6 protein-coding genes are annotated in these 12,495 nt (G+C 59.5%); 3 read left to right on the top strand and 3 right to left on the bottom strand.

Features of this window, described 5'->3' with window-relative positions; all coding sequences use genetic code 11:
* Positions 1-877: 877 nt before the first annotated feature.
* Together HS101_01795 and HS101_01790 are read right to left on the bottom strand one after the other, a co-directional pair.
* A complete protein-coding gene (locus HS101_01795) occupies positions 878-1,894 on the bottom strand; it encodes a prepilin-type N-terminal cleavage/methylation domain-containing protein (GenBank protein MBE7504998.1) in 1,017 nt (338 codons plus the stop codon).
* 140 nt (positions 1,895-2,034) lie between these two features.
* Positions 2,035-7,002, bottom strand: coding sequence for an FG-GAP repeat protein (locus HS101_01790; GenBank protein ID MBE7504997.1), 4,968 nt, complete (start codon positions 7,000-7,002; stop codon positions 2,035-2,037).
* Positions 7,003-7,382: 380 nt separating this feature from the next.
* On the opposite strand from HS101_01790, the gene HS101_01785 reads away from it, so the two are divergent.
* Positions 7,383-9,260 carry a TIGR03960 family B12-binding radical SAM protein gene (locus tag HS101_01785; GenBank protein MBE7504996.1) on the top strand — a complete coding sequence of 626 codons (1,878 nt, stop codon included), beginning with the start codon at positions 7,383-7,385 and terminating at the stop codon, positions 9,258-9,260.
* Positions 9,261-9,283: 23 nt separating this feature from the next.
* Here HS101_01785 and HS101_01780 read toward each other — a convergent pair whose 3' ends face one another.
* Entirely contained in the window at positions 9,284-9,829 is a 546-nt protein-coding gene (locus tag HS101_01780; GenBank protein ID MBE7504995.1) for a protease complex subunit PrcB family protein, read from the bottom strand.
* A 72-nt stretch (positions 9,830-9,901) separates the two neighbouring features.
* On the opposite strand from HS101_01780, the gene HS101_01775 reads away from it, so the two are divergent.
* Positions 9,902-10,435, top strand: a complete 534-nt coding sequence (locus tag HS101_01775; GenBank protein MBE7504994.1) for a hypothetical protein — start codon at positions 9,902-9,904, stop codon at positions 10,433-10,435.
* Entirely contained in the window at positions 10,432-11,955 is a 1,524-nt protein-coding gene (gene miaB, locus HS101_01770; GenBank protein ID MBE7504993.1) for a tRNA (N6-isopentenyl adenosine(37)-C2)-methylthiotransferase MiaB, read from the top strand. Before HS101_01775 ends, miaB begins: the two co-directional genes overlap by 4 nt.
* Positions 11,956-12,495 lie beyond the last annotated feature (540 nt).

The raw sequence follows: 12,495 nt of genomic DNA, 5'->3' as shown, positions 1-12,495 counted from the left end.
CGCGCCTTTTTCTTTGGGGGTGTGCGGTTACGCGGGAGATGACGCCGATGGGGATGTCGGGCGCTACGTCGTCACCCACAAGGGGTGACGCTACGGATGGGGGGCGGGCGGCGCTGCGGATGGGGGGCGCGCGGTGCTGCGGAACGGGCGCGTGCGGCGCTGCGGATGGAGGGTGTGCGGCGCTGCGGATGGGGGGCGGGGGGTTACGCGGGAGAGGATGCCGATGGGGATGTCGAGCGTTACGTCGTCACCCACAAGGGGTGACGCTACGGATGGGGGGCGTGCGGTGCTGCGGATGGAGGGTGTGCGGCGCTGCGGATGGGGCGGCGGGCGGTTACGCGGGAGAGGATGCCGATGGGGATGTCGGGCGTTACTTCGTCACCCACAAGGGGTGACGCTACGGATGGGGGGCGGGGGGTTACGCGGGAGATGACGCCGATGGGGATGTCGGGCCTTACTTCGTCACCCACAAGGGGTGACGCTACGGATGGGGGGCGGGCGGTTACGCGGAAGATGATGCCGATGGGGATGTCGGGCGTTACGTCGTCACCCACAAGGGGTGACGCTACGGATGGGGTGCGGGCGGCGCTGCGGATGGGGCGCGGGGGTGGTTTTTTCGTGGAGAGCGCGGGCGACGTCGTGGGGAGCGGGTTGGTGGGCCGTCGCCAAACGGCAAGCCGCGGTGGGGGTCGCGCGGTGATCGGATCGGCGCGGGGAACGCGCTACGGGGATGATCGCGCGGGCACCGACCGAGGTCGGCGGCTAAATGGGGCGGGTGCACGCGGGGCGCGGCGGCCGGTGTGGCGAAAAAGAGCGGGGCTCCGGCGTCGGGTTGGACGGCGGAGCCCCGCAGAAATATCAAACCTGGCGAGCGGGATTAGCGCTCGGTGGAGAGGACCTGGAAGTTGGCAACGTCGTCGAGGTTGCCGTAGATGCCGTCCTTGCCGGCGGACCAGAGGATGAAGCGGTCGGAGCGGACCGGCCGGGGCTTGATAATGTCATTCGGGTTCGTCGTGTCAAAAGTGCTTGCCCGGAAGGAGCGGATGAACTCCGCGAAGCGGCTGCGATTGTCCAGCGTGGGTCCATAGTTCACCTGGACCGTCATAGCGATGTTTGCATCGCAAACCCGATGCTCCGTGGGCAGGGGCACAGCGGGCGCCGGCGCCGTACATGTGTGACTAGTGAAGACCTCGTTGTCGACCCCATCATAAACGCCGTCGCCATAGTTGGCAGAGCCGGGATTGGTCCCCGTCTGAATGATCGGGGTGTTCTGTGTGGCGGTCGGGTTTGCCCGGTAGTAGAGAATCGGCCAGCCGAACTTGTCGCGGAAGACGCGGCAGATGAGGTTGTCGATCGTAGGCTGGGCCTTGTTGGGGACGGGCGTGTCCGGAACGGTTCCGAAGGCGTCTTCCGGCGGCTCGTTGACGGAGGTTACGTCGACGCCGTCGGCGGGAATGTAGGGCTTGCGGCGGTCATTGGTGGAGTCCCAGCGATTGTAGGTGCTGGGCGCGCCTGCGCCGGGGGCCTTGGGGTCGTAGCCAAGAAAGTCGCGGCCGACGAGTGCATCGACCAGCAGGTGTGCCCCCTGGAGCAGCGCCGCGCCGTCGGTCACTTCCCAATCGACGATATTGCCGACGTCGGTTCCGGCCCCTGGATTGTTGATGTCGCTGGCCATCAGATTTGCATTGGAGGGCGGGAAGCCGTCCTCGTCGCTGGTGAAGGCCTCAAGGCCGACTTCCATGGCGTTAAGCTGGGCCCTGACGGCGGTCGCCCGGGCACGGTCTCGTGCGGCACCGAGGGCGGGCGTGAGGATGCCGATGAGGAGGGTGATGATGGCCATCACGGTGAGCAACTCGATGAGGGTAAATGCTTTACGTATAGCCCGCTGGTTCATGAGAGACTCCTGTCGCTGGGGCGTTTCCACATTCGAATGGCCGCCATCGCCGGATTTTGGGGTGCGGCACCGATTATTGTAAGGCGTCCTTCGTCTTTATTCTTGTTATTAGCCATGTGTCCGTCGAGGGCCTGAATAATCTATGGGGCTGACCCGCCATTGAGGCCGAAATCGTTTCCGTAGATGAGATAAGCCTCACCGGAAGATTGGCGACGCTGGTTGGGGGCGACAATGTTTATGAAGTCCGCCCGGGGCGCGCCAAGCAAAATATCGGGAAATCCGTCTCCGTCAACGTCCCCGGCAGCAGAGACGGCCTCGATTGGTGCTTCGTCAGGGGTTTCAGCAGGATCGTAGATACCGTCGTTCTCGGCAGCCGTGTTCTTTTCGAAGCTCGATACAAATACGACTCCTTGAAGTACGCGACTGCCGCCGACTTGTCGATTTAGGTCTTCGGGCAGGTAGAACGTCTTGTCGGTAAGAAGTACATCATCACCAAAGACCAAGTATGCCACGCCCTTTCGAATAAACTGGGTCGCCAGCACAGCGGGCGTTGAACTCGAAACGGCAAACCCGGAAGGTGTGCCAGCTAGAAACGTAATTGTTGGAGTGTCGGGCAATGGATCCGGGAAATCGGTTCTAGAGGTAACCGCGGCGATATTGAGAGTTTGATCAGCCTGCGATGTCTCGAGAATCGAGAAGAGGGCCATTTGAGCGCCTTGTGCCGTCGCAGTTGTAACGGGTACGGGTACTCGACCAGGAGTAACACCACCACCCGTGTCGAACTCAAAAACACGTCCGTTGATCGTAATCGTTGATCCGTCCGGCACACCGCTCGTGAATTCGATCTTAGCACCAGGCCAATCCTGGCCGGGGGCTGTAATGAGGATGTCATCGACACCGTCCAGATTGAAGTCACCGGCCGTGGAGACGCCTGATTGCCCTCGGTCAATGATTGGCTTGATCAGTTCATATCTGGAAGGCACGATTGGTGGCGTCACAGGATAATACGTCGCGTCGACTTTCGCGGGCTCGCTGCCTCCGAGTCTTACGCCGGCTGATCCGCCGATGAACTTGCAGCCGTGAAAACTGCCCGTGCCGAGTTGTTCGGCATTAATGGCCACTTCGCCGGTCAAGGTGAAATTGCCAAAGAGAATCCCGACGAATCCGGCGTCCGCTCCTCGCGCCTGAACTCCGCCGAATCCGCCCGTTGCGTCATAGTTTTCGGCGGCGAAGAAGACATCGTCAATAGAGTCTCCGTTCATATCTCCGGCTCGACCCTGAACGCGACCAAACTGGTCGTCGTCATGCGTTCCTCGGATTTCGAAACGCTCGTAGCGGCAGGGTGGGCCGTTTTGCAGGACGGCCTCGCCGTAGATCAAGTATCCCTTTCCGTTGTTGTTCAGCGGAGCAGGTTCATCGAACCCAATTCGGTCACTACATCCGAAGAACTGCAACGCAACCATGGGGCCACATGGACAATTATCCAAGTCCGGAGCGAAGGGATCATTATTGCTCAGTGGTGCGCCGCATATAATGTCGGCCACACCATCAAAGTCAACATCCCCAGCGTATCTTGCCCACCCAAAGGCATCTCCGCGGGCTTCACCTGTCAAATAGGCTACACCTTGAGGGTAGCAATACTCCCGCCACGAATGGCCGGGAACTGAATCGCACCCGGTCGAAGGCCAGGACATCGGCCGAGCGGCACCGCCTTCTGGATCACCATTTGTCGCAACGAATCCGGAGTTGCATAAGCCACTTATCGTTTCGTCGTCTGTAAAGTCCTGTCCCTCAATCAGAGTGACATTGCCCCATCCCGGAACAAGGCCGACGACGGTAAATGTTGCCTCGGTAATTTCAACCGAAGAATCCCTTATGGTGCAATCTTCGAGGATTTCGAGCGTCAGCGTGCCCTCGCCGGAGGACAACAAATTGCCGACAGTGGTCAGCAGCGGCAGTATTGCAGGACTCACGCCTAATGAAAGGTCAGCTTCCGAAGGAAGGGTAATGTCAACACCAAACGGATATGAGAATTCGTAATTATGGCATTGCAGAGCCGGAGGAAGCGGGAGTGGAGACATAAAATTACCGAAGAACCGCTTGTAAAGGAGTTCCCCGCCGTTGTGGCCCATTGGAACAGTTCCACCACCTTCCCACATCATAAGCGTTGAATCCGCTCCAAAAACGGGGAATCCCATAGAATCGTTTAAGCTCAATCGAAGCCTAGGGAGGTTTTTTGCAACATGATTGGGCATCATCGGAACATTAAAGCGACCACGAATGCGCAAAGTCGCCTGGAGCACTCTACCAAACTCGGTATTAAGGTCGAATGCGGCGATATTGCTTGTGAGTATGGGCGGATTGGGAAACGGCGGACTATTATCAACCCAGTACAGTCCGGCGAGCTGCGGTGAAAGGTCCTGTTGGGCCGCCTCGACCATTCCGCCCCCCGGAGCCGAGATAATCAACTCGCTGGCACCAAAAATAGTGTTGATGTCAGGCATCGCGTCTACTGTGTATCCGAAGAGCGAAAAAGGGTCATAGACAAAGTCGCGTTCGCCGTCGGATCCGACGCTGTCAGACGGATTGTATGGATGATACCAAGCTCCCCTGAATCGAGCGCCGCGAATAGCGTCGTTCAAGCAGCCTCCGTAGTCTTGTCCGAACTGTCCCAGTGGTTGCACGGGGCATCCGTCCCCTTGCCATGTTCCCTGTTCGTTAATTGTGGTGAGAAGCTCATTACTGACGGTACAGTAGACGATTCCTGATTCATAAGGGCCGATGAGGTCGTCACCGGGATTGCTGGCCTGGTTTCCGAAAACAGCATTGACATCATCACAGACATGTCCATCTATGTGCAGATTATAGACACCATTGCCAACCAGAAGAATGTCAGGATCGCCGCTTAGTGGATCGGCCGGAGTCGTAAATAGGATCGGTAGCGGTGTCGATTTTGCCGCGGAGGACAGCGCCATCGCCGCGCGATTAATGGGAGGGCAGGATGGCCCCTGGGTCGTAAAGTCGAAAGCCGAACTGACAGAAAAATTCAGTGCGGCTGGGTCAATTCCGTTCGGAGTCAAGGATCCGCAAGTGGTATTGTCAGAAATTGGTCTTGGCAAACCGTCGAAGTATCTAAACAGGAACGGGACATCTGTTTCGTTACGCGTAGTCGCAGTAACTGTAGCATCAACTGAGGCGAACTCGACGGCAATGCTGGGCCTGAAAAAGACGGTAAACAGTCCATCGTATATAGATGGCGGCAGCGCATCCCCCTGGCCAACCGGGAATTCCATTACTGGGTTCACATTGAATGTCACGAAAGTTGTCGTGTCCTCGAATCCGCCACCCATGTCAGTCGTAACTGAGACGGTTCTCGAGGGCCCACATTGGCCTTCAAGGAGAACCTCAATGTCAAAGTTGACGACGCCCATCGTATTCGGTACTTGCCCGCTGAATTCAACTCGCAGACTGTCAATACTTACGATGCGTTTAGTGCCCAATGTGAGATCGATATTAGGGGTGGCATTGGTGAATAATTGATCCGGATTCCTAGGGGCCCAAACGTTGCTCGGAATCGCATTCTGGGGCAGGTTTGCAACAGAACCTGTTAACTGTTCTTGAATGTCTACTCCCAGGCAATGAAAGTTTCCATCTTGCCGGCAAGCGTCACAGGGATCGACATCTTCGACGTCAATAATGTTGCGTGCCAATGGGGCACCAACAAACATTTCGGGCCGGAAATCGCCGGTTTCATCCGGCATTGCTACGAGCGACGTAATCCCAAGGGACGGAGATCCTGTGCCAGATTCATGTGAGTGCGGCATTGATTGGCCGCGAATCTTGAAGAAGTTGCGATATCGCGGGTCCGACGAGGGAAACGGGACGAATGTACCCACTGTGTTGAGGTCAAGAATGCCCGACAATCGGCCCTGGAAGAACCCAGAATTGGGCAAGTCCGGATTGATTGAGCGTGGTCGTCCGTAAATCGCGTAGACATGTCCGACATTGGGGTTGCCGAACGGGCTGGCTGCCTCGGCGACTATGGCGAAGTCATCGATGCCGTCCAAGTCCATGTCACCTAGCGGCGCAAACGTGCTGCCTGCATGGTCGCCCTTGCGAGGATTCGTAGTGTTTCCTCCGAAGCCTTGGAATGTTGCGCCGGCGACGCGTCCGCCGACCGTCAACATGTCAACTACGCCCGATGCAGACGCAAGGAGTCGGACGGCACCTTGGGTGTAAGCGTTTACTACCCCGCCGCGCCCATCGTTGGCGCGGATTCGAACAAAATAAGGTAATGGCCGTCCAAACTGATCTGTCTCACGTCGCAGTGGGATGTTCGCCAAGTTGATTTCAATGATGCGCTCGACCTGTAACGGAGCATTCGTCGGGGCCGTGCTTGCTAGGATTGTTGTAGTGTCCAGCTCAATCGGTTGTCCGGCGGCGTCGTTAGACGGGTCACGATCGGTGTCAAGTAAAATGGTCAGCGCAATAGAGTCTCCCGCGTTGGGATCAGATACATCGAATCGCACAATCAAAGTGTCTTCATTACCAAGGCCGAGATCGATGCTGGGCAGCTTTGGTACGAGAAGCGGCGGACCGTTGGTGGGCGCTGTTCCAGGCGGAGAGACGATAATTGTGGAAAGCCAAGTAACGCGAACCGCAGGGTTTCCCGTTCCAGAAAACGGATCGAGCGTGCGATCGTCAATTTCAGCAAAGATGTTGTATATGCCAGTAGGCGCGGTACCGGTGTCCCAGATGGCCACGCCGTTTGCAGAACCAGGGCCCACGGGAAAACCAGCGAGAACCGCGATCTCCTGCGCAGGGGTCGGATTTGCCTCAGTAGAAACGAATACCCGGGCAACTGCGGCGTCCTCTGCGTCCTCTGCAGTGAATGCGATCGAGACAGGATCGCCTTGTTCGGCAAGAGATGAACCGCCAGGTGTAGTGACGTTGGTAATGACAATGCGCGGCGGGCGGTTGCCGGGAGGGACGACGGGGCGCGTGTTGTCGCCGGTCGTCGGGCACGTCGTGCCGATCGTCAGGGCGAGGCTACTTGCGCCCAGGACGGTCCAGAGACAGAGCTTGCGCACGTTCAAAAGGCGTTTCATCGTTGATCTACCTCCCAAGGCGGGTCGGGGTCCGCAAAGCGGGGATGTCCCTTGGCATGCAGCTTCCGGTGGGACGAAGGATGACCCCTCTGACCGCCCATTCTATCCCGCGAGGACCGGCTCCGTCAAGAATCCAGGGTGCCGCAAAGTCGGAGCCGCAAAGCACTTTTGATCCGCAAATACGCCGCGAAAAGCACAATGAGGACGGTCGCATCTACGTCTGAAAACCATCGGACGAGGCTCCGCTGACCGCGTCGGCACTACATCATTCTAGGGCCTGACCACGTGTCCCCGAGACGCGAAATGCCGCGGGGTTTCGCGGGGTAATACGGTGTGGTCCGTTTGCGCAAGCCTGTTATGTAAAGGGACTTTCGTTTATCGTGACGTTCATGGTATCCGACGTGACAAGTGAGAAGCGGGGGCTGGGGTCGCGCGTCAGCGAGGAATTGCTCCCCTTCATCAAGCAGCCCGGCCAGTATATCGGTCGTGAGATCAATCAGTTGGTGAGCGACGGCGACTGGGATCGCGCGGACGTGCGTGTGGTGGTGGCCTTTCCGGATGCCTATACGATCGGGATGTCTCACCTGGGGTGCCAGATCATTTATTGGCTGTGCAATCACACGCCGGGGGTCTGTGCCGAGCGGGCGTATTGTCCGTGGATCGACGCGGAGGCGCGGATGCGGCACCAGCGGTTGCCGCTTTTCACATGGGACACGCGGCAGCCGGTGGGCGATGCCGACATTCTGGCAGTCAGTCTACAGTATGAATTGGGGTTCACGAATCTGCTGATGATGCTGGACCTGGCGGGGATTCCGCTGATGGCCTCGGAGCGCGACGACTCGCATCCGCTGGTGATCGCGGGGGGGCCGCAGGCGGATAATCCGGAGCCGGTGTCGGCGTTTGTCGATCTCGTGGTCATCGGCGACGGCGAGGAGTCGATGGCGGCGATCCTCGCGCTCTACAAGGAGCTGAAGGCGAGCGGGGTGCGCCGGCGGGCGATGATCGAGATCATGGCGCGGAAGTTTCCGTGGATTTACGCGCCGTCGATGTACGAGGTCAGTTACAACGAGGACGGGACGATCCGCCGGATGACGTCGTCGCTGTCGAGCGATCCGACTTTCATTCGACCGATCGAGCGGTGCCAGACGCCTGACTTTGAGAACGCGGCTTTTCCGACGCGGCCGATCGTGCCGTTTGTCGAGGTGGTTCACGACCGGATGGCGATCGAGGTGATGCGCGGTTGTCCGCAGCGGTGCCGGTTCTGCCACGCGGGATACACCAAGCGGCCGGTGGGTGTGCGGAGCGTTGCGAAGATTCTGGAGATCGCCGAGAAGCAATACTGGTCGACGGGCAATACGGAGCTGGGACTGCTGTCACTTTCGACGGCGGATTATCCGCATTTGCGCGAACTGGCGGGTCGGGTGAACGAGCACTTCGCGGGGCGGCACGTGAATATCTCGATGCCGTCGCTGCGCGTGGACAAGATGCTGCAGAACATTCCGTGGATGGCGAATCAGGTTCGCAAGGGCGGGATCACGATCGCGGTGGAGGCGGCGTCGGATCGGCTTCGCGCGGCGATTCGCAAGAAGGTGACCGACGGCAACCTGATGGACGGCATCACCGAGGTCTATAAGGCGGGGTGGAATCGGATCAAGACGTATTTCATGGTCGGTTTCCCGGGCGAGACGATCGACGATATTCGCGGCATTCATCAACTGTGCGTGGAGATGTCCAACGCGCGCAGGGCGCTGGGCAAGGCGCCGGCGAAGATCAACGGCAGCGTCGGGTGGCTGGTGCCCAAGCCGTACACGCCGTTTCAATGGGCGGCGCAGCCCCGCGTGGAGTACTTCATCGAGGCGCGGCGCATTCTCGCCGACGCGTCGCGGCGTGTTCGCGGCCGGGCGGTATCGGTCAAGACCCACGATCCTCAGCGGAGCATCCTGGAGGCGGTGCTTTCGAGAGGTGACAGGCGGTTGTCTGCGACCATCCTGGCGGCCTATCGAGGGGGCGCTCGCTTCGACGGTTGGGATGAGTGTTTCTCTTACGGGCACTGGCTGCGGGCGTTCGACAGTACGGGCGTCAATCCGGATTGGTACGCCCATCGCGAGCGCGGCTATGACGAGGTACTGCCGTGGGATCATATTCACGGTGGACCGGCGCGGGATTATCTGCAGGGGCAGTACGACGACGTCTATGTGAAGACGGAGCAGTCGCCACCTGCGCAGGGCGTGTTGCCGCTGCCGCTTCTTGCTTCGTAAATCACGAAACTAAAATCGCGCGGTCAGCGCTTGCCGCCCCAATCCTTGGGCGGTTCGCTTTGCTGCCATGATCGGTCTCGAATCGGCGGGCGGGTCATGAAGTCGGCGACGTTCAGGTCGCACTGCGGAACGACGACGATGCAGTAGGGACTGGCCATGGAGACGGGCGCCCCAGGAGGCGGGGCACGCAGCAATGTTTCGACACGCAAACGGCCCTTTTCGCGCCAGACGCGCGGGATGTCCACGGTGTAGAGATCGGACGTGACTCGGCCGAGCGTCACGATGAGAAGCATCTGGGTGGAGAAGTCCACCGGCACGTCGGCGATGGGAATTTGGGCGAGGGTCGCGGCATCGCGCACGACGATGCGCATGGCGCGGGTTTCGTGGGAATGGACGCCCTGGACGCGATAGAGGATCGGCAATTCTTCGCCGTCGGCGGGCATGGCATTAGCGACGTACCGCGTCTGGTGGCAGCCGGAGATGAGCAACGTAACGGCGATCAGGCCGAGCAGTGTCGCGACTCGGCGTCGCGCTGGATGGGCAGTGCGGTCGTCGTTCATGCGGGACATTGGAGCCGGTTCTTTCGCGGGGGACAATGCCTTTCGTTGACCCTTTTCGGCGCGAGCCGGTAGAATCCGGCGATGAGGCCGGTTCTCACATTCTCAATTCTCGCAATTGCAGCGTTTGCGGTCCAGTTGAGCCCTGCGCAGGTGACGGCGCTGGAGCCGGGTGGGAAGGCGAAGCAGCCGTCGCGGGACACGGTTTCGCTGGGAGAATTGCACGATCAGATCGTGTCGGCGCTGGAAGGCGACGAAGCGAAGGAAGCCGGGACGCTGCTTCGGCGGGCCTTGAAGATCATCCGACAGACGAAGACCAAACTATCGGCGAACGATCGCGCGGAGTGGTATCTCCTTGAGGCGAGGGTTGAATCCGCCCGGGGGCGCCACGCCAACGCGGCGCTGGCGGCAATGAAGCTGGTGATTTTGATGCCCGACCACGCCCGGGCGCCGGAGGGGTTGATATGGGCGGCGCGCGGGTATGAGGAGATGGGCCGGCTGAACGTGGCGATCGATCTTTACGAGGAATGCCTGGGCACCAAGAAGCTCAACGCGGTGCTGAAGGTCAATGCCCGCGAGTCGCTTCGGCGATTGCGCGAGAGGGCGGCAGCTCGATGAGCGAGTCGAAATCCATTTACGTCGAGACGATGGGCTGCCAGATGAATGCGCTGGACAGCGAGCTGGTTGTCGGCGAATTGCTGCTGCGAGGTTTCCAACTGACGGAACATATGGAGTCGGCGGACCTTGTGGTCATCAATACGTGCAGCGTTCGTCAGCACGCCGAGGACAAGGTCTATTCACGACTGGGGCAGCTTAAATCTTCACGTGTGCGGAGTTTCGATCAGGTCGTTGCCGTGATCGGGTGCATGGCGGAACGGGACGGCGATAATCTGCTGAAGAAGATGCCGCAGGTGGACATTCTCTGCGGCCCGAGCGAGCTGCATCGGCTGCCGGGACTGGTGGATGACGTTCGCGCCAATCGCGCGCCGGCCGTGGCATTATCAGGTCGGCTGCGCACGAAGACGACGCCGGTTCGCCACGCCGGGGACCACGAAGACCTCGAGTCGCTCGACAGCGGACGCGTGTTCGGGCTTTCGACGCATGTGGATGTGCCGAAGGTCTTCGGGCGGCATCAGGCGTATGTCCGCATCACGCGCGGTTGCAACAAATTCTGCACGTTTTGCGTCGTTCCCTATACGCGCGGTCCGGAAGTGCATCGGCCGCCGGGCCAGATTGTCGATGAGGTTCGCAGGCTGGCTGACGCGGGTGTCATGGAGGTGACGCTACTGGGCCAGACGGTCAACCATTATTTTTATGAAGAGGGAGGCTCGCGGACGAGCTTCGCCGATCTGCTTCGCCGGGTGCATGACGAGGTGCCGCAACTACCGCGCCTTCGCTTCGTGACCAGCTTCCCGCGAGATTTCACCGACGAGGCCCTGGACGTGATGGCGGCGAGCCCGCGCATCTGCAAGTATCTGCACATTCCCGCGCAGAGCGGCAGCAACGACGTGCTCAAGCGCATGAACCGGGGCTACAACGTCGAAGACTACATGGCTCTGCTCGATCGGGCCCGCGCGAAGATGCCGGATATCACCCTTGCGGGGGACATGATCGTGGGCTTCTGCGGCGAGACGGAGGAGGATTTTCAGCGGAGCATCGAGCTGCTTCGGGACGCGAGATACAAGAATTGTTTCATTTTCAAATACTCGCCGCGACCGGGCACGACGGCGGATCATCGACTGGTCGATGACGTTCCCGAGGCGGTCAAGCGTCGTCGCAACAACGACATGCTCGCGGTGCAGGCGGAGATCAACCTATCGAATCACCGGGCGATGCTTGAGCAAGTCGTCGAGGTGCTGGTCGAGGGTCACAGCAAGCGGGCGCTGGCGGCGCAAGAGTCTGAGCAGGAGCGGGGCGGCGAGGTCGATCATTCCCATTCGGCGAGCGGCCAGCTTGTCGGGCGCACGGGCGGCGATCAGGTCGTTGTGTTTGACGGCGCGCCGGGGAGGATCGGGACGCTGGCACGCGTACGAATCGTCGCGGCGACTCCGTACACGCTTCACGGGAAGATTGAGGACGGTGAGGCAACTGTCACCGGGGGGAAACGCAGGGCGGTGTCACTGACCGTCGTGGGCTAGTCGAGTGGGTCGGGTTTTTCGGGCCTGGCCGATCGGGCCAGATTCAACTTTTACCAATACCCGATGGCCTTGTTTTTCATGTATCACCATTACTGCCGGAAGCACGAGACGCTAGGGGGTAAGACCCCGGCTCAGGCGGCCGGATTAACTGTTTTTCGGTGGACGTTGGATGAGCTGATTGCGCTGATTAAGTAACGGTTTTTGGCTTTTATAAGACGTTGCTATTTATTAATTTGCGAAAGTTGCTTGACAATTGTCAAGCGAGTGATACAATTATGCCGATGCCCAGACCAAGGCATCCGAAGCCCCCAATAGAGCAGGCTGTTCGTTATGCCGAACAACAGGGTTGGCGACTCAAAATGTCCAATGGCCATGCATGGGGGCGATTGTTTTGTCCTTATTTCGATAGAAGTGGATGCATCGTCTGTGTTTGGTCAACGCCGAGGGTGCCTGAGAATCACGCCCGCCAAATTAGAAATGCGGTTGATCGCTGTCCTCATCGGGAGGTAGAGGAGTCGGAAGGAGAAGGGGAAGTATCAG

The sequence above is a fragment of the Planctomycetia bacterium genome, assembly GCA_015075745.1.
In the GTDB taxonomy this organism is placed as follows: Bacteria; Planctomycetota; Phycisphaerae; order UBA1845; family UTPLA1; genus UTPLA1.
Note: the sequence above shows the minus strand (reverse complement) of the source record. Positions and strands in the feature narration are given on the sequence as shown.